Genomic DNA, 23364 nt, shown 5'->3' on the forward strand with positions numbered 1-23364 from the left:
TTTTAAAAATGAAAATTAGCGCCATTTGCACCGATATCGACGGTACCCTTTTAGATAAAAAAAGACAAATATCAGCAAGAACCCTGGATGTTTTTGCAGCTTTGCCTTCAGATTTTCCCATCATACTAGCTTCCTCAAGAATGCCCAGTGCCATGTCTCATTTGCTAGAGGAGTTTAAAAGAATCGACAACCCGCTGATTTGTTACAATGGTGGCTTTGTGATCCGTTCCAAAATAAAGGATTACCAACAAGTTGATTCAACCTATATAGCAACAGAAACCTGCCGTGAAATTTTCCAGCTTACCGAGCAAACAAAGGTACATGTGAGCCTGTATTCAGGAGACAATTGGTATGCTCCTACCAGGGACAAATGGACTATAAAAGAAGAAATGGTCACAAAAGTTAAGGCAACTTTAGACCACCATCATGCTGTCATTGGAAATTGGGAAGAAAATAAAAAAGGAGCACACAAGGTGATGTGCATGGGAAATGCGGACGAGATTCAATGGCTTTATGAGAAACTAATCGATAATCATGGCTCTTCCTTGCATTTATACAGATCGAAAGACACGTATATTGAAATTGCTCCTAAGTCAATATCAAAAGCCACTGCCCTCAGACAAGTTTTAGCTGAGCATGGAATCCCAATGAGTGAAGCGCTCGCTTTTGGAGACAACTACAATGACATCTCTCTAATAGAAGAAGTGGGGTATGGAGTAGCCGTAGCCAATGCTCGCGAGGAAGTAAAGGCTGTAGCAAAAGAAATCACGGCTACAAACATCGAGGACGGCGTAGCTAAAACGATTGAAAGACTATTGCTTTAGAGCAAAATGTCGTCTTCATCAGTAGTGGAAATCGCTTTATTTAGGAAGGCATGAAAGGGCATCATTTTAGAAAAAGCTTCTAATGAGATGGCAACATATGCCCCAGATCGGATGTCCTCATCCGATAAAGGATGAGAAAGAATAAAACTTTTATATCTTAAATATTCAATGTATTGATGGTCATTCCCAAATCCTTTAGGAGAGGTTTTGAGTTTTGCCCCTTGCATTTCGCCGAAATTTTCCTTGATTTCAGGGGACAGTAATAAGTTTTGCAATTCCTCACCAGAATAATCTATTTCCTGTCTGATTTTCTTTAAAATAGGCGCTGGCGGCATCCATATTCCTCCACCAACAAAGGATCCTCCAGGCTGCACATGCACATAATATCCAGGCCCTTCTGATTTCTTGCCTCCTACTGAAAAATAAGCAGCCATATTACTTTTATAAGGTGCTTTATTGGCACTAAATCGGATATCCCTATTTTGTCTAAAGACACAATCTTTCGGGCGTAATTCTGAAAATCCAGGTTGCCATTTACTTAATTGGGCCAAAATCTCAGCAACACTTTCAAGAAATGAGGCTTTCTCTTGCTCATACCAGCTACGGTTTTCATCCATCCATTCTTTAGAATTATTGATAGACAGTTCAGTAAGAAAGGTTAATAGGTCTTTATTTGGCATGTGAGTAAGCGCTAAATTGAAGGAAGATTTCCTTTTGGTAAATTGGGTATACTTTCGGCGAAATCAAAAATTTTATAGGTCTATCTGCCGATTACACTTTAATTATTTCCTAGTGAAGACGACTGCAAATAACCTCTTATTTCATTGTCAAATATACTTTCAAAATCCGATTTAAAAAGGAGGAAAGCATGGCTACCAGAAACTATTAATCAGGAAAGGACAAGGCCTTTCCTATCCATTTATGCTCAAAATTGCATAATTTAGGTTAAATTCATTTAACTTTACAACTATACTTAAACAGGCTTTTTCGGGTCAATTGCTTATCTAAAATCTATGAAAATACGCATCCTTAATGACGCTATCCGGTTAAGACTTTCTCAAACTGAAGTCAATCAGCTTGCAAAAGGAATGGCAATACGAGAAGAATTGCCGTTTCCTGCTCCTTATTCAGCATTCGTATATGCCCTGGAAATTGCAGACATAGGGGATAAACTTACGGTAAGCTTTTTGGAGGGAAAATTGAGCGTTAACCTTCCTGCATCGAAAATAAATAACTGGGCCAACACTGATCAAGTAGGGATTTCCGAGACCATATCTTTAGAAGCAGGTACCAACCTTTATGTTTTAATTGAAAAAGATTTTCAATGTCTTCATAAAAGGCCGGGGGAAAATGAAAAAGACAATTTCCCCAATCCACAGGCCTAGATCAAATTATTTATCGAAAGTAAAAATCACTTTTACCTGATCACTTAAAGTTTGCTCATCTGGTTGAATGGTAGGAGCCGTTCGCTGGTTGTCTGCATTTATCATCATCGCCTCTGACCTGTACATCTTTGGTTGATAGGTGCCAGGAGCCTCCCCATAAAATACCTGATGAACAGTTATTTTTTCCAAATCAAGTGAATTGGCTATTAATTCGGCTTTATTTTTAGCATCCTTTATCGCCAACTGCAACAGTTCCGTTTCGTATTCTTTCTTTTTATTTTCAGACAATTGAAGCTCCAATTGGAAGCCCATGTCGACATTACTATGTAAAGCCTCTATGACTTTCACCAAGTCTTCTCCAGTATCTTTCACCAAGACCCTTAAGGTTTGGCTGGCCACATAACCACTGTCCCTCGAAGTGCCTTTGGTATACACCCTGTTTATATTGACAAAATAGTTGTCCGCCTTTAATTCATAATTTTTTACCCCACTTTTCTTGAGGGCATTGGTTACCTCGGCAGCTTTTCTATTGAGCCCCTCAGTGGCATCAGCAGTTTTCATCGCTTTCGTGGTAAGCGAAACCCGAACCAATGCTTCATCAGGGGAAACCTTAATTTCACTTTTACCATCAACCGAAATTTTAGAGGTTTCCTGTGCCATAGACATCACCTGAAACCCTATAAATAAACAAACTATTGCTAGCAACTTTTTCATACCCCTATCTTCTTTAATAATAATGTAATCGTATCAATTCAGACAATCCTTTAACAAATCACAGGCCAAACATTAATCTTTGGCGTCTTAACCAGATCATGCAGTAAGATTTCAAAGCAACTGCTCAAGCTCATTTTTATAATCGGTTGAAAGTAAAAAAAAATAGGTTCAATAATAAACTGAGGTTTTGGAGGTACGTGAAAAATGAATGGACCCACAAATAGCGCCCTGCAAAAAATCAAGATTTTAACCTCTCAATTTATCCAAAAGGGTATTGAGCTGGTCTACTTCTTTTTCGTCGAGATGAATGGTTTCAACATTGAAGCTTTTAACCTCCACATCTAGCAATTCTAAAAGTTCAAGTCCTTTTTTGGTAATCACTATGTCTACCTGCCGCCTGTCTTTTGGGCAAGCCGAGCGTTTCACCATTCCCTTTTGCTTTAGCTTCTCCACCAACCTGGAAGCATTGCTCATTTTATTAAGCATTCTTTCCTGGATGGATGAAACCGTAGTGGGATTGGGGAATTGTCCTCGCAAAATCCTGAGCACATTGTATTGCTCAGGCGATAAATCATGAGGCTTAAAAATCTTACTCTGACGGGTAACCAAATAACTTTGAGTAAACAATAGATTTACAAATGCCTTTGTATAGCCGTCTTTGAATGGATTTTGTTTTATTTCCTCTTCAATTTTCATTTGATTTACTTGTATCTAATGTAGATACATAGATTATATCCAAAAGGTTCATTTACCCATTATTGATTCGTATTCGAGGTATTGTTAAGACCTCAGAATATCCATCGTATTCGCTTTAAGAATATTCAAACTATTGATCCATCCCAAAAAGACCGTAAGACCAGTGATTAGCCCAAAAACGATAAATAAAGGTTGCCAAGCCAAACTGAATGCGATTTCAAAAACAAAATAACTAAGCAAGAAAGAGGCTAGAACCGACAAGATTAATCCTCCACCAGCTGCAAGGCTTCCAAGGAAGAGGTATTCCAAAATATTTATCTTTATTAGTACCTTTCTTTCAGCTCCTATTGTCCTTAATAGGATATTTTCTCTAACTCTCTGAAATTTACTGATGAGCAAGGAGCTAATCAATACCAATATTCCAGTCAGAATACTGAAGAAGGCCATAAACTGAATAACAAATCCGATTTTGCCCAAGAGGTCTTCAAGGGTTTCTACAATCATACTTAGGTTCACAACGGACACATTTGGAAACTGTCGAACGATTGTATTTTGTATATTTGCTGAGGCCATGTCATCTTTTGTCTTGGTAATCAGCACATGAAATTTCGGTGCATTGTCCAAAACTTTGTCAGGAAAAACCACAAGGAAATTAGTAGATACCCTTCTAAAGTTTACTTTTCTAATACTTCCAACATAGGTTGTCAAAGGTCTACCCTGAACATTGAACACTATTTCATCACCAATTTTCACATGGTTTCTTTCTGCATAACCTTCCTCCATGGAAACAAAAATGCTATCTGATGTAGAGTTATAGGACTTAAGTGCTCCATCCACTAACTCTTCTGTATTGATTAGGCTATCCCTATAGGTTACTCTAAATTCCCTATTGTAAAAAGAACCTGATCTTCTCTCTTCGTCCTCAAGCTCCTCATTATCCAATTTTGAAAGCCCGTTGACCTCAGATACACCCATGGTAATGATTGGCACATGTTGTAATATTGGAAGGTCTTCGGATTGAAGCACTGTGATCATGCTATCTACCTGACTGGTCTGAATGTCAAAAAACAGCATATTGGGTTGGTCTTCTTTGTCTGCAAAGCGAACCTCATCCAGAAGCTGGTCTTGGATAAAAAACAAAGTACCTATCATGGCTGTCCCCAATCCTATTGTCGCTAAAAGGGAAACCGTTTGGTTATTGGGCCGGTATAAATTGGACAGGGCCTGCCTTACAGGATAGTTTAAGGAAATTGGAAGAAAAGTTCGAATGGTTTTCATCACTCCCATTGCCAATAGCCACAATGCCCCAAATGACACAACCACAAAGCCTGTAAACCAAAGCGTTTGATCCCATTTACCCAACAGGAAATAGCTAAAGAGCAGTATAAAAACAATAATTGCGAATAGGACAAATAACCTAGCAGGGTCATTGCCAAAACCGCCAGACTGATCATCTGGTCTTAAAGTCATCATTGGAGAAACCTTTCGGATCTTCAATAGGGGAATCAAAGCAAACAGAATGGAGATCAACACACCAGTAATAATACCGACTACTATGGCCCCCCAAGCCAACTGAACCGTCACTTCAACAGGTAAAAATTCACTAAAGACCAAAGGCAGTAAAAACTGAAGCACTGCGCCAGCCATTGCGCCTATGATGGAACCTACCAATCCCATGAAGAAAATTTGCACCAGATAAACCACGATTATATCGAGGGCCTTCACTCCCAAGCACCTTAAAACGGCAACTGAGGGGAGCTTCTCTTTTACAAAAACATTCACTGCACTTCCCACTCCTACGCAGCCTAGTAATACAGCAATAAAAGCCACAAGGGTCAGGAAATTCGAGAGGTTTTCAAAAGACCTACCGGTTGACTCCTTCTGAGATTGAACCGTATCAAAATTCACCCTGTCCTCATCCCAAATATCTTTATTTTCATCAATCAGTGCTTGCAATTCAAAATCTTGGGGAAATAAAAAATAATGGTTGTAATTGACTCGGCTCCCATATTGCACCAGACCGGAAGCTTCAAGTTGGTCCATAGGGATGTAAACAGCTGGCGCTACAGTGGCCGTAATACCTGTTTGCCCTGGGACTTTTTGCAAGGCCCCAACAATCTCAAGTGTTACATTCCCCACCTTAATACTGTCACCCACGACAGCACCAAACTGAGCCATTAAGGTTTTTTCTACCAAAGCTTTCTTTCCCCCTGACCTAAAGTCTCTTTCCCCTTCCTGGGGCAATGTCTCCAGGGTTCCGTAATAGGGATATTCTCCTTCCAAAGCCCTTACCTGAGTCAACCTGCTATCTCCTACTTTCGGGAAATACACCATTGAAGCAAAGTTGATTTCTAAGGAGTGCGCGCTGGCGACTTTTTCTATTTCAAGAAACTCAATGTTTTGGTTTTTCTTTAGCAGCAGGTCAGCTCCTAACAATTCCTTTGCTTGGTTGTCAATGTCCTTACTTAAATTATCTCCAAAAGAAGTGACCGCAACCAAGGCTGCAATACCGGTAACAATAGCAGAAACGAACAAGATCAATTTTACTCCTGTTTTTCTAAACTCTCTTTTCGCCATTTTAAATGACCAGGCCAAATCAACCATTGGTAGCCTCCTGTATTTTTCCGCCTTTAATATGTAAGGAATGGTGGGTCCTGGCGGCCAATTCCAAGTCATGCGTAACCAAGATCAAAGTAGTCCCATGTTGTTCATTGAGATTAAAAATCAAATTTTCTATCAACTCACCTGTTTCCGTATCCAAATTACCTGTTGGCTCATCTGCAAATAGAATTTTTGGCTCATTCGCAAAAGCCCTGGCAATGGATACACGCTGCTGTTCTCCACCAGAAAGCTGATTTGGATAATGCGTGAGTCGATCACCTAAGCCCACGTTTTCTAAAAGCTCCGTGGCCTTTTCTTTGGCATCTTTACGCTTCTTTAGCTCCAAAGGAACCATTACATTTTCCAAAGCGGTTAATGTTTGTAGAAGTTGAAAATTTTGAAAAATAAAACCTACCAACTGGTTTCTTATACCGGCTCTTTGGTCTTCGGTCATGTTTTCAAGGGGCTTCCCATCTATTAATACACTTCCAGAACTGGCAACATCCAGTCCGGCACAAAGTCCCAATAGAGTGGTTTTACCACTACCAGAAGGACCTACAATAGATAGGGTTTTACCCTGTTCGACCTCAAAATTAACCTGGTCTAAAACAGTAAGTTCCCTGTTTCCGCTTCGGTAGGTTTTGGTCAGATTTTCAACGCTTAGTATATTCATATCTTTCAAAGAAAAAAACTTATCCCTTTTGAACAAAAACAATAGTGGATTAAGTTTAGTATTTTTGATAATTGACTGTAAAAATAATTCAAATGTTAAGATCATTAAAAACAGCATTCACTGCCATTCTCTTGTCTGCAGTAATTTCATCTTTAACAGTTTCCTGTAATCAAAAACAGGAAACTGGGAAAAAGGTTGCACCAGAAACGACTAAAGCTGAAGAAAAGAGCGAAAAAAAGTACATTCTATTTTATGGCAACAGCCTGACTGCTGGCTATGGATTGGACGAAGAGGCTTCTTTCCCTTCATTAATTCAGAATAAAATTGACAGCCTTGAATTGAACTACCAAGTGATTAACGGTGGTTTAAGTGGTGAAACCACTGCAAGTGGACTCAGTAGGTTGGATTGGTTTCTTGAAGACCAGCCAGAAGTCTTTGTACTTGAATTAGGCGGAAACGATGGGTTGAGAGGAATTCCGCTTGAAGAAACCAAAAAGAACCTCAATGCGATTATTTCTGCTGTTTCCGAAAAATTCCCAAGCACCAAGATTTTGTTAGCAGGAATGCAGATTCCGCCGAACATGGGGCTGGAATACGCTGAAGAATTCAGAGGGATGTATGCCGAGGTAGCTGAAAAACAAAGTGTAGCCATTATACCTTTTCTATTGGAAGGAGTAGCTGGTAATCCGGAATTGAACCTACCAGACGGCATCCATCCAACAAGTGACGGGCAGCGAATTGTCGCCCAAACAGTTTGGAAACATTTAAGACCCTTACTATAATTAATAGCCTCTTTTTGGCTTTGGAGGTATAGGTCTTTAAAAATGTTTCTTTTTATTATCAGAAAATTATCTTAATTTTTCCGAGTAATTAATAAAAAACAAAGGATGAGTATTCAAATACAGACTGCTGGAGATGTTTATGATGTAATTATTGTAGGATCTGGAGCAGGTGGTGGAATGGCTTCCAAAATTTTAGCAGAAGCTGGATTAAAGGTAGCAGTAGTAGAAGCAGGCGCTGATTTTGACCCCGCATTAGAAGATCACAGAACCCAATTGAGACCACCTTGGGAATCTCCAAGAAGAGGTGCTGGCACAGTACGTCCATTTGGAGATTTTGACGCAGCCATTGGCGGATGGGACATAGAAGGAGAACCCTATACACGTGCTGAAGGCAGTGAATTTGACTGGTTTAGATCGAGAATGCTCGGTGGAAGAACCAATCACTGGGGTAGAATCTCTTTGCGATTTGGGCCCTTGGATTTTAAGCGTAAAGATTTTGATGGCCTCGGTGAAAACTGGCCTATCAGCTATGAGGACATGGCTCCTTATTACGATAAAGTAGATAAATTAATAGGTGTTTTTGGCTCAAAGGAAGGGATAAATAATGAACCTGATGGCAATTTTCTCCCGCCACCAAAGCCACGTTTACATGAATTATTCATAAAAAAAGGTGCGGATAAAGTCAATATACCTGTTATCCCATCAAGGCTTTCAATACTCACCCGACCTGTAAACAATGACCGGGGAACTTGCTTCTTTTGTAGTCAATGTAACAGAGGATGTCAAGTCTATGCAGATTTCTCTGCAGGTACTTGCCTGGTTAAACCTGCTATGAAAAAAGGTCAGGTAGATCTTTTCACCATGGCCATGGTAAGAACGGTAATGACCAATGAACAGGGCGAAGCTACCGGCGTAACCTATATTAGCAAACTAGACATGCAAGAATACAAGCTATCTGCAAGGGTGGTAGTATTGGGTGCATCTGCGTGTGAATCCGCACGGATAATGTTAAATTCCAAATCAAAAAACCATCCTGATGGATTGGGCAATAGTTCTGGACATGTAGGCCATTATCTGCATGACTCTACTGGTGCCGACAGAATGGGGATCCTACCTGACATGATGGATAGGGAAAGGTACAATGAAGATGGAGTAGGTGGAATGCACGTCTATACCCCTTGGTGGCTGAATGAAAAAAACCTGGATTTTGCCAGAGGCTATCATATTGAATATTGGGGTGGAATGGGTATGCCTTCTTACGGTTTTGGAGGCGGCATGGACACCATGCGTCAACATGTAAAAGACGAGTTTGGAAATCCTAGCGTAAACGGAGGCTATGGTGAAGGACTTAAAAAAGACATTCGAAGATTTTACGGAAGTACGGTAGGCATGTCAGGCCGAGGAGAAAGCATTCCACGATACGAAAATTATTGTGAAATTGATGACCAGGTGGTAGACAAATATGGTATCCCTGTTTTGAAATTTCATTACAAATGGAGTGACCAGGAATTGAACCAGGCCAAACACATGCATGAAACTTTTGAAGAAATATTAACCAGCATGGGAGCAGTATTGCTGGGCAGTAAACCTGGTGCTGACAGAGAATTTGGACTTCACAAACCTGGAAGGATTATTCATGAAGTAGGAACCACCCGCATGGGCAATGATCCTAAAACATCTGTATTGAATAAATATTCTCAAGCACATGATTGCAAAAATTTATTTGTAGTGGATGGTGGTGCCTTTGTCTCACAGGCGGATAAGAATCCTACCTGGACGATATTAGCCAACTCTTGGAGAACTTCCGAATATATTATTGATCAACTGAACAAGAAAAATATCTAAAGCGATGAACAGAAGAGAAAACTTAAAACTTTTATTTACAGGTTCCCTGGCTTCAGGTATACTGTTTACAGGATGTGGACCAGAAACTCCTGAAACCGTAGAAATCCCTCACAACCCTAAAATAGGAGAGTTTGGGAGCTATGGCCGTACTCCTGAAGAAATCATTCACAATGAAAATCTAAAATCCGCCACTTTTTTCACAGAAGAGGAGCGAAAGAAACTAGATATTCTAGTGGACATGATCATACCTGCCGACGACACCTCAGGAAGTGCAACTGGCGCTGGTGTTCCTGACTTTATTGAGTTTATGGTAAAAGACATTCCTAGCTATCAAACACCATTAAGGGGTGGCCTCCTGTGGCTTGATCACAAATCAGATGAAATGTTTGGCAATAAATTCCTAGAAATATCTGAAGATCAACGCATACAAATAATAGATCTTATCGCTTACCCTGACACTGCTAAACCTGAAAATCTAAGCGGTGTGAAATTTTTCAACAACCTTAGAAACCTTACCGCGACTGGTTTTTTCACTAGCGAAGAAGGCTTCAAAGACCTGGGTTATGTAGGTAACAAACCAAATGCGTGGGATGGTGTACCTGAAGAAGTATTGGCCAAACATGGTTTAGAAAACGACCCAAAATACAAAGACGTATATCTTGATGTAACTACTAGAGGAACCATTGCCCAGTGGGATGACAATGGCAACTTGATCGGATAAACTTGTCCGAATACCAATCAATATTAACAGGGGAGCGTCATAAGGTGTTCCCCTGTTTGTTTTTCAATTCAGAATAACCAATAATACCACTACAATATGAAAAAGCTTTTTTCTCTGATTTCATTGGTCTTTGTATGCCTATTTAGCCCTTCTATTGCACAGCAGACACCTATTTTTAATGGGAAAGACTTGTCGGGATGGCATGTAGATGTTCCTGAGCAAGACGATAACCCAAATGTAAGCCCTTCCTTTATTGTCAAAGATGGATTGCTTATAAGTATGGGGAATCCACAAGGCCACCTGATTACTGACGATGAATATGAAAATTACAGAATAACAACCGAGTACCGTTTCCCGGAAGCCACAGGCAATTGCGGAATTTTGGTGCATGCTTCTACCCCGAGGTCACTTTATGAAATGTTCCCCAAATCCATAGAAGTCCAGATGTACCACGAAAATGCAGGCGATTTTTGGTGTATCGTAGAAAACATCGAAGTGGACAACATGGTTGAAAGAAGAGGCCCAAAAGAAGAATGGGGTGTAACTGAAGGTAAAAAAAGAAGAATTCTCAACCTTACTGATGGTTCGGAAAATACTCCCGGATTATGGAATAGAATGGTGATAGAATGCCTGAATGACAGGGTTAAGGTGTGGGTAAATGGTGACTTCGTAAATGAAGGATACAATTGTACCGTATCTAAGGGGCAAATTGCCGTGCAAGCTGAAGGAGCAAAAGTGGAATTCAGGAAACTTATTCTCGAACCGATAACCGAACTTTCGGAATAGTAGAGAGTAAAAAAAAGCCCAGAAATGGGCTTTTATGCTTCTTTATAAGTTATCCGTAAAAATCAGAAAGCCTGGCAAGCCCTTTTCGGTTCAATAAAATTATTTTCTTTCCTTGCAGGTCTATAAGTTTGTCCTTTTTAAATTCGGACAATAACCTGATCACTGTTTCAGTAGCGGTCCCTACAAGTCCGGCAATTTCTTCGCGTGTAAGTGCTATATCTAGGCGCTGCCTATCTCCACCGTCAACACCATAACTGTCTCCCAACTGGAGTAAGGTCAAAGCCAATCGTTCTCTGATCGATTTCTGAGTCGCATCTGTCAACTGACTTTCCATGAGTCCCATATCGTGACAAAGTGCCTGAGTAAGCCGCTGATGAAATTTACTGTCTTCTGACATCACCTTCAAAAAAACTTCCTTAGGTACAAAGCAAACCCCCGCATCTTCTACAATGGTAGCGGTAGTCGAATAGGATTCTTCCCCTATCAAGGATGAATAGCCCACAAGGTGGCCTTTTTGAGCAAGTCGAATGATCTGATCCTTCCCATTGGATGCTGTTTTAAAAATCTTAACCACACCACTATTAACGCAGAAAACACCTAAGGGCTTGGTGTTTTCATAATAAAGGATCTGACCTTTCTTGTGTGATATGAAATTTTTCCCTTCAGAAATATTGCATAAATGCTCATCTCCAAGTCCTGAGAATAAGGAAAGTTTCCTGCTCAAGCACATTTCGCAAGGGGTACTTTTAACTTTATTCACCATATTGAAACACCATTTAATTAGTGACTAAACAAATTTAACAAATTAAAGGACTAAGGTCACTTTTATTTATAAAATTCAGGACCTTACTTTAATGGGAGTTATTCAAATACTGGAAAATGACTAATTTGAGAATACTTCCCTGTATTTGATTCTCTTTTTAGGCAAAAATGCATGCGCCCATTGCTTATACAAATAAAGGGTGCTTTGAAGTTGTTATTGTATAGACAGACCTGCTCAACAGTCTTTTGATTTAATTTGACATCCGGCGCTTTGCATTCGATCAAAAAAAACGCCGCGCCAGATCTGTCCAATACCAATATATCAAAGCGCTTTTGCAAAGCATTGTATTTCAACCCTTTTTCTAAAGAGATCAAACTTCCAGGATAATTCATATTCTTGACAAGGTAATGGATGATGTGTTGTCTCACCCATTCTTCAGGAGTTAAAAGCAGCTTCTTTTTCCTTATTGAATCGAAAACATAATATTTACCTTGCTCTCCCTTTTCAATATCCATGGAATAAGCCGGTAAATTTAGCTCAATGGCGGCCAAATGTTGAACCAAATCCTTCATCGGACAAATTTCCAACAAAAAATCAGAAGGCAAAAACTAATCGAAAGAATAAAAATCAAAAGGCCAGATAAGGGGCAATTCTATTTACCCATGCTTCGTTGAAAATTTTAATATTTAATAAATCCTTCGCGGAATCGTAATTCCCATGCTGATTTCTATAAGCTAAAATAACTTTTGCAGCTCCATAATCTATGTAGGGATGCTTAATTAACTGTTTAAAATCTGCATTATTTACATTTAATTTTCGGTTAATCTTGGGCTCAAAAGTAAATACCGTGTAAATTTTCTCTGCCAGTTCAGCATTTACGCCATATACTTCCAATAATTGTTCAGGAGCATTGAAGCCTCCTAAATTGCTTCTGTATTCAGCTATTCGAGCAGACAAAACGGGGCCAACACCTTGTACCATCTGCAACTCCACAGCGGTCGTTTCAGTAAAAGATATTTTATTCAAGCTGGGTTTTGCAGGTCTTTTAAGTGTAGAAGTAGCATTACTGCTCCTTTCATTTCCTGTAGCCTTGCGTTCCTGGGAAGAAGGCTCTTGAGAAAATAAAGCTTTATTCTCGGCAATATAAGTGAGGTAGGAAGTTTGGGCAGCCGAACGGTTATGCCTCTCAATAAAATAAGGAGCGGCATACAACAGGGTTAAAACTGGGATCACAAAGACAAAACCACGCATTTCCCGTCGGGTAAATCCCAAATAAGATTTTAACACATAAAACCATCTATTCCACATAGTTTCCCCTATTGCATAGTTAAATTAAGAATAATGGAATGTTATTCCAAAAAATTACCTTATTGTATAAGGAATAAAAAGGAGACGAATTTATTTAGAAGCATTATAAATTAAACTCCCTTTGCTGAATTAATTCATTTCGTCCCAATTCTATAATAAATTTGTAGCTGAAAGTTGGTTATCATGCAGTCAAAGTTTAAAGCTTTAAGTCTATCATATAAGAATGCCCCTGTAGCAATCCGGGAGTTAGTATCTTTGGATGATGGTGCGGTACGCTCACTTTTGGGTAAATTGAGAGAATTTTTTAGCCTTACCGATACCCTGATTCTATCTACCTGTAACCGTACAGAAATATATTACAGCCATGAGCTGGATCTTTCCACAGAAATCATCAAGCTTGTTGGGCTAGAGAAGGGTTTGATGGACACCATTTCCTACCTGGAGTACTTTGACATCTTTCATGATGACAAATCTGCCATATCCCACCTTTTCAGGGTGGCTATGGGGTTAGAGGCTCAGGTGATCGGTGACATGCAAATTTCCAATCAGGTGAAACGTGCCTATCAGACTTCGGTAGACATGGACATGGCAGGTCCATTCCTTCATCGCCTTATGCATACCATTTTCTTTACCAATAAAAAGGTGGTGCAAGAAACGGCCTTTAGGGATGGTGCAGCCTCAGTATCTTATGCAGCAGTAGAGTTGATTGAAGAACTTACCTCAAATACCCATCAACCAAGAGTGCTATTAGTAGGTTTGGGGGAAATTGGAGAAGATGTAGCCAAAAACCTGGTTTACCTGAAAGATGCAAAAGTTAAAATTGCCAACAGGACCCATTCTAAAGCTTTGGAACTGGCCATTGAATATGATTTTGAAGCCATCCCTTTCGAGGATTGTTTTGAAGCCATGAAAGAGGCAGATGTAATCATATCCTCTGTAACGATGCCTGAGCCATTGATCAGCAAACAGCTTATCAGCAGTTTCAATATCAAGAGTTATAAATTACTGGTAGATCTTTCTGTTCCTAGAAGCATAGATACCGCAGTGGAAGACCTCCCTGGTGTATTGCTTTACAACGTGGACAATATTCGTAGCAAGGCTACAGAAACTTTGAGTAAAAGGAAAGCAGCTATTCCTCACGTAGAAAATATTATTGTAGAGAACATTAAAGAGTTTTACGATTGGAAAAAAGAAATGATGGTCTCCCCTACCATTAATAAGCTTAAAAATAGCCTTGAACAAATCCGTAGGGAAGAACTTGAAAGGTACCTAAAGAATGCTGATAGCCAGCAATTCGATATCATTGACAAGTTGACTAAGAGCATGATGCAAAAGATCCTTAAAGTGCCTGTAGTGCAATTAAGGGCTGCCTGCAAACGTGATCAAGCTGAAGAAATGATCGGTATTATCAATGACCTTTTCGATTTAGAAAAGGAAGAAGTCAAAAAAACAGATCACTAGTATAATTCTATCACCCGAAAGTTTTTGATTTTTTATGTGGCAATTTAAATAGCCTCATTGTTTTATTCGGAAAGCTGTAATTTCTTTTTTACTTTCACCCAAAACACGCAAATATGCACAAAATATACCTGTTTAAATTTTTTATAGCCTTGCTATCGTTTGTTATGTTTGCAAGGGAAGGAGCTTCCCAAACCTGGGAAGTATTTGACAATAACTTTCACTTGGAAAAAAAACTTTCTAAGGGTGAAATTTTTTTACTTGGAAATAGCCTTAGAATCAATGTCTGGAACAATGACCTGTCCTTTTTGGATTCAAAATATGAGCCATTTACCGTTATAGAAGACGCCAGTTTATATCAATTTCTTGAGCCTTGGATTATCATCCAAAACAAAGACAAATTCGGGGCCCTTCATGAATATGGTGAGCAGGTTTTGCCGGCCATTTACGATGAGATAGATTCTTATTATACCCTATTACTCGCCAGAAAAGGAGAAGAATATTTCGTATATGATCGGGGCAAAAGAACTACTTTTTCCATTGGACATTTTGCTTCTGCGAGAATTGCCAGAAATGGACAGGTAATTGCACTAAATAGCGATGGGAGCTTCACGCTACCCCTTTCAGAAACACCTGATCACAAGTATGAGTCACTGACCGATCCAACAAACGATGTAATTGTAGCCAGGGAAGCAACAGGCCTTGGGTTAATAAATATGGAGGGAAATTACATTCTTAAACCGGTTATTGACGAATTGAGCCATTTGGAGGACAGTTATTTTTACGCCAAAAACAGCAATGAATACCTTTTGATCAATGCGCTATCCACTACAGCCGACATCAGGTACAATAGCTTTCACCGGATCAGCATAGAAAACGACGTGATGGTAGAATACATTCATGGTAAGTTACGGCGAATCATGAAAAATGACGGCATCTTGTTAGATATCGTGGGAATGGATTCTGTACGAAAATCCGGGGATTATTTCAATGTTCACTTTAGAGACGGCACTACAGGACTACTTAACAGAGACGGGGACTGGGAAGTAAAGCCAACCAAAACGGCTACTGGGATTTTACCTGGAAATGAAGGTGCTTATGGGGCAAAAATAGGAGATGGTTTTGGCTTTATCAATGCCAGTGGAGACACTTTGGTGTCTCCCAAATTTGATCAGGTAAAAACATTCTCCGAAGGAATGGCAAGTGTAAAAACAGGAACCAAATGGGGCTACATTAATCAGCAGCAGGAATTGGTTATTCCCTACACTTATAACACTGTAGGTCCTTTTCTTCAAGGAATCGCTATTGTTCAAAATGATGGTGCCTATAATTTGATCAATAAAAATGGGGAGTCAATGCTTGAGACGCCTTACAAAAGAGTCAGTAGAATGATGGATGGTTATTACTTGCTGGAAGACAAGGGGCTCTTTGGCCTTGCAAAACCTGATGGCACTGTTATAAGCAATCCTGTTTATGAAGAGATCAGAAGAGAAGCAAAGGATAAGATATTAATAAGGAAAGGAGACAAATTCGGTGTTATTAAAGAAAATGGGGATTTCGAATTGCCGCTTTTCTATAATGCCATTCTGTTTGACAATAAAAACGAAAAGATTTTAGCGAAAAGTGAAACAGAAGCGGTTCCTGAAGTATTGAGTAAAAAAGAATTGAAAAAAAGATTGAAAAACAAAAAAGGGGCTTAATACCCCTTTTTTGTTTTGTTATTTATTTTTGTCGTTTCCTCGTGACCTGTCTGAGGATTTGTTTTCATCAGATTTTGCTATTGAATCACGCATGCTGGTATCAGATTTTACATTTTCCATTTTGTAATAATCCATTATACCAAGATTACCAGATCTAAAGGCTTCTGCGATCGCTTTTGGAACCTCAGACTCAGCCTCAGTTACTTTCGCTTTCATCTCTACATTTTTAGCTTTCATCTCTTGCTCAAGCGCTACAGCCATGGCTCTTCTTTCTTCAGCCCTTGCTTCAGCTACTTTCAAATCTGCAGTAGCCTGATCTATTTGAAGTTTTGCACCAATATTGGATCCGACATCAATGTCCGCAATATCAATTGATAATATTTCAAAGGCAGTACCAGAATCAAGTCCCCTTTCCAAAACAAGTTTTGAAATTTTATCTGGGTTCTCAAGCACACTCTTATGGTTTTTTGCAGAACCTATAGAAGTCACTATACCCTCACCAACCCTGGCGAGAATGGTTTCTTCACCGGCTCCACCTACCAACTGGGCAATGTTTGCCCTTACAGTCACTCGGGCTTTAGCGATAAGCTGAATACCATCGGCTGCTACCGCAGCTACATTGGGCGTATTGATTACTTTTGGATTTACAGAAATCTGCACCGCTTCAAACACATCTCTTCCCGCAAGGTCTATGGCTGTTGCCTGTTTAAAGGAGAGGGATATATTGGCCTTGTCTGCGGATATCAATGCCCTTATTACATTGGGCACATTCCCACCTGCCAGAAAGTGCGTCTCGAGATCATTTGTAGTAAGGTTAAGTCCGGCTTTCGTGGCAGTGATCAAGGAATTGACAATAATCCCTGGTGGGACTTTTCGAATACGCATACCCACTAGTTCCAATAGTCCAACTTTAACATTTGAGAAAATGGCAGTTATCCAAAGATTTACCGGAACGAAATATAGAAATACAAATAATAAAATTAGACCGCCAAAAGCAGCGACCAGTACTAATACCGAATTAGAAATATCCATAATTTAGGGTTTTATGATGATTTTATTGTTTTCAATTTTTGAAATGGTAACGCTTGTTTTTGAGGGAATAAAGCCACCTTGAGACTTGGCCTCATAAATCTTATCTGCTATAATTATTTTGCCATAAGGCTTGAAATCAGAAATTGTCTCCCCTACTTGTCCCACTTCAAGTCCTAGCAATCGATCTTCATGTGCAGTTCCGAGTGAAGTATCTTTGAGTGCAAAACGATCCCAAACCCCAGCCTTAAACCCATAAACAATCATTCCGAAATTAATGAGTGCCGCCGCGGCCAATACACCATAGGCCACTAAAGGTGTGAAATTTTGAAAAGCATGATAAATGCCCAATGCTGTAAAAATAAGCCCCAATATCCCTACAACAGTGGTCCCAGGGACAAAAATAACTTCCAACATTACTAAAAGTGCACCAAAAACTATTAAACTTATTAATATTAACCAATCCATAAAATACTTTTTATTTAGGCACCCCTATTTTCTAATAGGCAAGCTTTCTGTAAAATTACGAGAATTCATAACAATAGAAAGCCAAATGAAATGAATCATTTGGCTTTCTATTGTTTAATACTTAAATGCATTCACAGGCACTTGCAAGATTCAACTAAGGAATTCTTATGCTTATTTCTGTAAAGTAGCTGAATTGAATCTCCCTATTTTCTCATCAAGTTTCAAAAGGCAACTCGAAATCAATTGAATAAAGAATGAACATCTTGTTATGCCATAGAACAAAGAAACGTCTAAGGTCTATTATTCCATTATTCATTTTGAAAAAGCTGAATTGTTTCCCTTTACAATATCAATAGGCTCTTGCAAATAACACCCTTCCTGTGGAAGGTTTCCCTGTAACAATACATTGACCTTCCTCAGCTACCTGATCAAGTGGAATACAACGAATAGTCGCTTTAGTTTTCTCTTTTATTTTTTCCTCAGTTTCGGCAGTGCCATCCCAATGGGCAGCAACAAATCCACCATTATTGTCTAGGGCAGCTACAAATTCCTCCCAGGTATCAACGGAAGTTGTTTTTTCTTCAGTAAATGATTTAGCCTTTTGATAAATGCTTTCTTGAATATTGTCAAGGGTATCTTTAATTATAGAAATTAAATCTTCTGTTTCAAAATTGACAACCGTTTTGGAGAAATCATCTCTACGGGCTAGTTCTACCGTTTTATTTTTAAGATCCCTAGGCCCTATTCCAAGCCTTAACGGTACTCCCTTCAATTCATATTCTGCAAACTTCCAACCTGGCTTAAAGGTATCTCTGTTATCAAATTTCACAGAAATGCCTATGTCATCCAGTTGATCTACTATTTCCTGCGCCTTAACGCTAATTTCTTCAAGTTCTTCTTCACTTTTAAATATTGGTACGATCACTACTTGAATTGGAGCCAATTTTGGAGGCAAAACTAAACCTTTATCGTCAGAATGAGCCATGATCAAAGCGCCCATTAATCGAGTGCTCACCCCCCAGCTTGTTCCCCATACATGGTCCAACCCGCCTTCTTTCGTAGCAAACTTGACATCAAATGCTTTTGCAAAATTTTGCCCTAAGAAATGAGAAGTACCAGCTTGCAAAGCTTTTCCATCCTGCATCATTGCTTCTATACAATAGGTAGACTCAGCTCCTGCAAATTTTTCACTTTCGGTTTTCACACCTTTAATAACAGGCATTGCCATGAATTTCTCAGCAAAATCCGCATAGACATTTAACATTTGTACTGTTTCTGCTTCTGCTTCTCTTTTGGTAGCATGTGCAGTATGTCCTTCTTGCCATAAAAACTCTGCAGTTCTAAGAAAAAGCCTTGTCCGCATTTCCCATCTCACCACATTTGCCCACTGGTTGATAAGTAAAGGTAAATCGCGGTAAGATTGAATCCAGTTTTTATAGGTACTCCAAATAACAGTCTCTGAGGTAGGTCTAACGATCAGCTCCTCTTCTAATTTTGCATCTGGATCTACAATCACCCCTTTGCCTGAAGGATCAGTTTTAAGTCGGTAATGGGTAACAACTGCACACTCCTTGGCAAAGCCTTCTACGTGACTGGCTTCCTTAGACAAAAAGGATTTTGGAATAAACAAGGGAAAATAAGCGTTGCTATGCCCCGTTTTTTTAAACTTCCGATCCAACTCAGCCTGCATTTTTTCCCAAATGCTAAATCCGTATGGTTTTATTACCATACAACCTCTGACGGCACTATTTTCAGCTAGGTCAGCTCGTTTAACCAATTCATTGTACCACAGGGAATAATCCTCACTACGTTTGGGTAATCCTTTACTCATTATTATTTCTTTGTTGTAATAAAAAAACTCTTTATCTTAGATTCTTGATTTGTGACAAATATAAATTAAAAATTGATAACCTTCTTGTTATATCATCGTATATAGTAGGTGAGGAATAAACTAAATATCTATATGATTAATTTCAATCCAATTCGGACAATAAGCGCATTTGCGATTTTAGGCCTTGCTGCCTGTAGCACTGGCTACCAAGCTAGCAATATGGGTGGTGAAGTCGACAACTTGTACTTCATGGCTTCAGATTCAAGAATAGCGACTGAATTTGCTGTGAAAAACAACAATCCGGAAAACTTTAAGGAAATTGAACAAATCCGTGATATTGACGGAGACGTAGAAAATTTTTCTGCTAGAAATGTAAATCCGGAATATATAGCTAAGTACCAACGTTCAGCGACCCCCGCTGCAGAAGAGTCAACTGTCTATTTTGATGACTCTCAAAGCGGAACAAACTTAGCGACTGGTGATCCAAACATTAACGCCTATGACAATTATACAGGTTCCAATGGAAGCGGATCAGTAACAAATAATAATTTCTTTATGAATCCAATGATGGGTTATGGCATGTCCTCTATGATGATGGGCGGCATGTACAATCCTTACTTCGGTTCAGGATTTGGTAGAATGGGTTTTTATGATCCCTTCTATAGCTCAGGTTTTGGTTTTAATTCAGGTTTTGGTTTCAGACCAGGCTTCAATCTTTCTCTCGGAATGGGATTTGGATTTGGTAACCCTTACTTCGGTCGTGGATTTGGAATGTATGACCCATTCATGAACTACGGATACGGTTACAGACCAGGTTTTGGAGGTTTATATGGAGGTGGGTATTATCCTCCGGTAATTGTATTGCCAGGTGGATCTGAAGGAAACAGACGTCAGGTTGTTCAAGGAGCCAGAGGTTACAGGTCTTCTTCTTTAGCCAATTCAAATGCTTCTAGTAGAAGCAGAAGTATAGCAAGCCCAACCTCATCAAGAGCTACTGCCAGAAGAGACGCTTTGTCTAACAATTCTAGTGCGGTATCTAGAAACAGATCGTCTGCAACTAACAATTCATTCAGCAGGTCTCAAAACGATTATTATAATTCAGCCTCTGCTACCCCTGCAAGAAGGAATATTAATTCTCCTGCAATGAATAGGGCAGGGAACACTTCTACCAGAAGTAGTTATGGTAATACGAGAAATAGCAGCACTTACAGATCCGCAGCGCCTTCAAGCAACAGCAGGTCTAGAAGTATAAATTCAACGAATAGCAGGTCTCAATACGCAGCTCCTCGTTCAAACAGTAGAAGTTCCTCCCCTTCTTACAATAGAAGTAGGAGCACTAGAACCACTACACCAACTTATCAACAACGTTCTACTACACCAAGTAGAAGTAGCACCTATTCAGCTCCTTCCAGGTCTTCATCTACTTACAGTGCTCCTAGGAGCAGCGGTGGGTCTTCAAGAAGTACAGGAAGTAGCAGTAGCGGAAGTAGAAGAGGGAATTAATTCCCTCTTTTTTTTCTATCCCTCAAAAAATTCCCCATTGTCAAATATTGATTTTTTACGCTTAATCCTAAACCCTGGATGTAAGTGCAGTTACCTTATTGACTTTATTACTTAAATACCTACCCTTGAAGCAACGTTTTACCTTAACCTAAACACGAGATTATCCGTTTCGGATAGTATCGCTTCATTATTTCAAAACCTAAGAATTGATTGAGGGTAATAGATTCCCATAATTCAATTCCCAATGGGATTATAACAAAAAAAAGGATTTAATAGAATTGACATGAAAGGATTTAAATTGATTTTATCTTTATCTGCTTTGGCTGCATTTCATATAAGTGATGCCAAAGCTCAAAGTGGCTACGTCGAGGACGCACTACGGTTTAGCCAATATGGATCTAACGGAACCGCAAGAATCACTTCACTAGGAGGTACTGGTAATTCACTTGGGGGAGATTTAAGTAATATTCACAATAACCCAGCTGGTTTGGGTTTTTATCAAAATTCAGAATTTAGCTTTACAGCAGGCTATAGCGACTGGAATGCATCCACTACTTTATTGGGTCAATCAGAAAATTTTAATACAACAAATTTTTCGTTACCTAACCTTGGTGTGGTTATTAGTAGAGCTAAAGGTCCGCTAGAAGTAGGCGATTGGCGAGGAGGTTCCTTTGGTATCAGTATCAATAGGCAAGCTAGTTATAACAACGACTTTGGCTATTTTTCAAACCAACTTGATCAAGGATCCATTTTGGATTATTACGTTGATGTTTATAATGATCTTGGCGTTCCTGGAGGAACTGATGGTTTGTTTTTTGATGCTTTCCTAATCAATCCTGTAAGTGGAGGAGGATATGATTATTCACCAAATGCTACTCTTGCACTAGAAAAGACAGAGAAGGTTCAAAATGAAGGAACCATGTCTCAAATAGGATTTTCTTATGGGGGTAATTATAAAAACAAAATATTTATTGGTGCTTCTATAGGGATCAACTCCATCTCTTATAGGTCTACAAAGACCTACGATGAGGTATTTTTAGATGACAATAATCAAACTGCTCTCTTTAGCTCATTGCAGGAAAACCTAAACCTCACAGGTTCAGGTATCAATGTTGGATTGGGAATCATCTACAAACCTATTGACGAATTAAATGTTGGGTTAAATTTTAAATCTCCCACCTGGACGCAGTTTAACGAAGAATATGATGCAGATATATTTGCTAATTTCTTCCCCCCATTCCAAGATCCAGAATTCGGAAGTGTCTCTGAGTCAGATGCCCAAACTGATATTTTTATGAGTAGCTATAGTTTAAGAACGCCAATGCGTATTGGAACTGGATTAACCTATTTCTTCGGTAAAAATGGATTTATTACAGCTGACGCTAATTTCTTAGATTACAGTTCGGCTAACTTGAGGTCAAATGTTTTCAATACAGATCAAGACAACACCGAAATAAATAGTCTTTATGGCCAAGCGATTAATTACAGTGTTGGTGGTGAACTTAGAATAAAAATGTTCCGAGTAAGAGCGGGTTATGCTTATTTTGGCGACCCAATTAAAGAACCTGGTAACCTGGATAGAAGTACCTCTCAAATTTCTGGAGGAGTAGGTGTAAAATTATCGAGTTTTAGTATAGACCTGGGACTTGTAAACAGCAATTTTAACAGTTATTATTCTTCATTCCCCGGTGCTGATTTAGCCATCACAGACAATACCAGAACTACTGGACTGCTTACCCTAGGGTTTAGCTTTTAACAAAGGCAGCCATTCAGAAATCAACAACTCAGGGGAACTGTCTTCTCCCCTGAGTTTTATTTTTGCCATTTCATAAAAGGCACTTCTCAGGGCGTGCATGTTTTTAAGTTTTAAAATTATTTGAGGAGTATCCAGACTTGAGAACAATGGCCTTACAGACACTTCAGTATGCGTTAGCCGCTGAAGTATACTGTTCAAAGGTACATCCAAGTAAACTGAAACACCTTTTTTATTAATAAGCTCCATATTATCATTGTAGCAAGGAGCTCCACCTCCAGTGGCTAATACGAAGGCCTCCTCTTTATTAAGAATGTCTTCTAAAACAGTTGACTCCAACTTCCTGAAATACCCCTCACCTTTAGTTGCGAAAATATCGGCAATAACTTTTCCCGCTTCAGCCTCTATTAACTCATCTAAATCATAAAAAGGCCAATTTAATTTTAAAGCAAGTGACTTGCCTAGCGTGGATTTCCCACTTCCAGGCATCCCAACAAGTATGATTTTTTTTGAATCCATTATTT

General features: G+C 39.2%; 22 protein-coding genes. 10 read left to right on the forward strand and 12 right to left on the reverse strand.

Annotated elements, in window-relative coordinates:
- The first annotated feature begins 8 nt into the window (after positions 1 to 8).
- Positions 9 to 824, forward strand: a complete 816-nt coding sequence (locus tag AAC073_RS09765; RefSeq protein WP_339923642.1) for a Cof-type HAD-IIB family hydrolase — start codon at positions 9 to 11, stop codon at positions 822 to 824.
- On the opposite strand, the gene AAC073_RS09770 is transcribed toward AAC073_RS09765, so the two are convergent.
- Positions 821 to 1504 (reverse strand): DUF2461 domain-containing protein, encoded by a 684-nt coding sequence (locus AAC073_RS09770; protein ID WP_339923643.1) that lies wholly within the window; start codon positions 1502 to 1504, stop codon positions 821 to 823. The two genes, AAC073_RS09765 and AAC073_RS09770, sit on opposite strands and share 4 nt — an antisense overlap.
- 333 nt (positions 1505 to 1837) lie before the next feature.
- Here AAC073_RS09770 and AAC073_RS09775 point away from each other — a divergent pair, with 333 nt between their 5' ends.
- Positions 1838 to 2209, forward strand: a complete 372-nt coding sequence (locus AAC073_RS09775) for a hypothetical protein (protein ID WP_339923644.1) — start codon at positions 1838 to 1840, stop codon at positions 2207 to 2209.
- A 6-nt stretch (positions 2210 to 2215) separates the two neighbouring features.
- Here AAC073_RS09775 and AAC073_RS09780 read toward each other — a convergent pair whose 3' ends face one another.
- From AAC073_RS09780 to AAC073_RS09795, 4 genes are all read right to left on the reverse strand, one after another.
- On the reverse strand, positions 2216 to 2923 hold the full coding sequence (locus AAC073_RS09780; RefSeq protein WP_339923645.1) for an SIMPL domain-containing protein: 708 nt from the start codon (positions 2921 to 2923) through the stop codon (positions 2216 to 2218).
- 246 nt (positions 2924 to 3169) lie between these two features.
- Positions 3170 to 3619, reverse strand: a complete 450-nt coding sequence (locus tag AAC073_RS09785; protein WP_339923646.1) for a MarR family transcriptional regulator — start codon at positions 3617 to 3619, stop codon at positions 3170 to 3172.
- Positions 3620 to 3703: 84 nt separating this feature from the next.
- Positions 3704 to 6223 (reverse strand): FtsX-like permease family protein, encoded by a 2520-nt coding sequence (locus AAC073_RS09790; RefSeq protein WP_339923709.1) that lies wholly within the window; start codon positions 6221 to 6223, stop codon positions 3704 to 3706.
- The gene (locus AAC073_RS09795; protein ID WP_339923647.1) at positions 6216 to 6893 is read right to left on the reverse strand and encodes an ABC transporter ATP-binding protein; all 678 of its coding nucleotides are present in this window, start codon (positions 6891 to 6893) and stop codon (positions 6216 to 6218) included. Before AAC073_RS09795 ends, AAC073_RS09790 begins: the two co-directional genes overlap by 8 nt.
- A 92-nt stretch (positions 6894 to 6985) precedes the next feature.
- Between AAC073_RS09795 and AAC073_RS09800 the strand changes: the two genes are divergently transcribed.
- From AAC073_RS09800 to AAC073_RS09815, 4 genes are all read left to right on the forward strand, one after another.
- Positions 6986 to 7675, forward strand: a complete 690-nt coding sequence (locus tag AAC073_RS09800) for an arylesterase (protein ID WP_339923648.1) — start codon at positions 6986 to 6988, stop codon at positions 7673 to 7675.
- A 105-nt stretch (positions 7676 to 7780) separates the two neighbouring features.
- Entirely contained in the window at positions 7781 to 9520 is a 1740-nt protein-coding gene (locus AAC073_RS09805) for a GMC family oxidoreductase (protein ID WP_339923649.1), read from the forward strand.
- Positions 9521 to 9524: 4 nt separating this feature from the next.
- Positions 9525 to 10241: a gluconate 2-dehydrogenase subunit 3 family protein gene (locus AAC073_RS09810; RefSeq protein WP_339923650.1), complete on the forward strand. Its 717-nt coding sequence runs from the start codon at positions 9525 to 9527 to the stop codon at positions 10239 to 10241.
- 96 nt (positions 10242 to 10337) lie between these two features.
- Positions 10338 to 11027 carry a DUF1080 domain-containing protein gene (locus tag AAC073_RS09815; protein WP_339923651.1) on the forward strand — a complete coding sequence of 230 codons (690 nt, stop codon included), beginning with the start codon at positions 10338 to 10340 and terminating at the stop codon, positions 11025 to 11027.
- Between the two features lie 49 nt (positions 11028 to 11076).
- Here the strand turns inward: AAC073_RS09815 and AAC073_RS09820 are convergent, their stop codons facing one another.
- The 3 genes from AAC073_RS09820 to AAC073_RS09830 all read right to left on the reverse strand — a co-directional run bounded on the left by AAC073_RS09820 (position 11077) and on the right by AAC073_RS09830 (position 13077).
- Positions 11077 to 11790: a Crp/Fnr family transcriptional regulator gene (locus tag AAC073_RS09820; RefSeq protein ID WP_339923652.1), complete on the reverse strand. Its 714-nt coding sequence runs from the start codon at positions 11788 to 11790 to the stop codon at positions 11077 to 11079.
- Between the two features lie 98 nt (positions 11791 to 11888).
- Positions 11889 to 12362, reverse strand: coding sequence for a type I restriction enzyme HsdR N-terminal domain-containing protein (locus AAC073_RS09825; RefSeq protein WP_339923653.1), 474 nt, complete (start codon positions 12360 to 12362; stop codon positions 11889 to 11891).
- Between the two features lie 55 nt (positions 12363 to 12417).
- Entirely contained in the window at positions 12418 to 13077 is a 660-nt protein-coding gene (locus tag AAC073_RS09830; protein ID WP_339923654.1) for a helix-hairpin-helix domain-containing protein, read from the reverse strand.
- Positions 13078 to 13281: 204 nt separating this feature from the next.
- Between AAC073_RS09830 and hemA the strand changes: the two genes are divergently transcribed.
- Both hemA and AAC073_RS09840 read left to right on the forward strand, forming a co-directional pair.
- Positions 13282 to 14559: a glutamyl-tRNA reductase gene (hemA, locus tag AAC073_RS09835; protein ID WP_339923655.1), complete on the forward strand. Its 1278-nt coding sequence runs from the start codon at positions 13282 to 13284 to the stop codon at positions 14557 to 14559.
- 113 nt (positions 14560 to 14672) lie between these two features.
- On the forward strand, positions 14673 to 16256 hold the full coding sequence (locus AAC073_RS09840; RefSeq protein WP_339923656.1) for a WG repeat-containing protein: 1584 nt from the start codon (positions 14673 to 14675) through the stop codon (positions 16254 to 16256).
- 18 nt (positions 16257 to 16274) lie between these two features.
- Here the strand turns inward: AAC073_RS09840 and floA are convergent, their stop codons facing one another.
- The 3 genes from floA to proS form a co-directional block, all read right to left on the reverse strand.
- A complete protein-coding gene (floA, locus tag AAC073_RS09845; protein ID WP_339923657.1) occupies positions 16275 to 17288 on the reverse strand; it encodes a flotillin-like protein FloA in 1014 nt (337 codons plus the stop codon).
- A 3-nt stretch (positions 17289 to 17291) separates the two neighbouring features.
- Entirely contained in the window at positions 17292 to 17753 is a 462-nt protein-coding gene (locus AAC073_RS09850; RefSeq protein ID WP_339923658.1) for an NfeD family protein, read from the reverse strand.
- 349 nt (positions 17754 to 18102) lie between these two features.
- Positions 18103 to 19584, reverse strand: coding sequence for a proline--tRNA ligase (gene proS / locus AAC073_RS09855; RefSeq protein ID WP_339923659.1), 1482 nt, complete (start codon positions 19582 to 19584; stop codon positions 18103 to 18105).
- A gap of 132 nt (positions 19585 to 19716) precedes the next feature.
- On the opposite strand from proS, the gene AAC073_RS09860 reads away from it, so the two are divergent.
- On the forward strand, positions 19717 to 21087 hold the full coding sequence (locus tag AAC073_RS09860; protein ID WP_339923660.1) for a hypothetical protein: 1371 nt from the start codon (positions 19717 to 19719) through the stop codon (positions 21085 to 21087).
- A gap of 283 nt (positions 21088 to 21370) precedes the next feature.
- Positions 21371 to 22843 (forward strand): long-chain fatty acid transporter, encoded by a 1473-nt coding sequence (locus tag AAC073_RS09865; RefSeq protein WP_339923661.1) that lies wholly within the window; start codon positions 21371 to 21373, stop codon positions 22841 to 22843.
- Here the strand turns inward: AAC073_RS09865 and AAC073_RS09870 are convergent.
- Positions 22826 to 23359, reverse strand: a complete 534-nt coding sequence (locus AAC073_RS09870) for a shikimate kinase (protein ID WP_339923662.1) — start codon at positions 23357 to 23359, stop codon at positions 22826 to 22828. The two genes, AAC073_RS09865 and AAC073_RS09870, sit on opposite strands and share 18 nt — an antisense overlap.
- Positions 23360 to 23364 lie beyond the last annotated feature (5 nt).

The organism is uncultured Cyclobacterium sp. (assembly GCF_963977555.1).
Lineage (GTDB): Bacteria > Bacteroidota > Bacteroidia > Cytophagales > Cyclobacteriaceae > Cyclobacterium.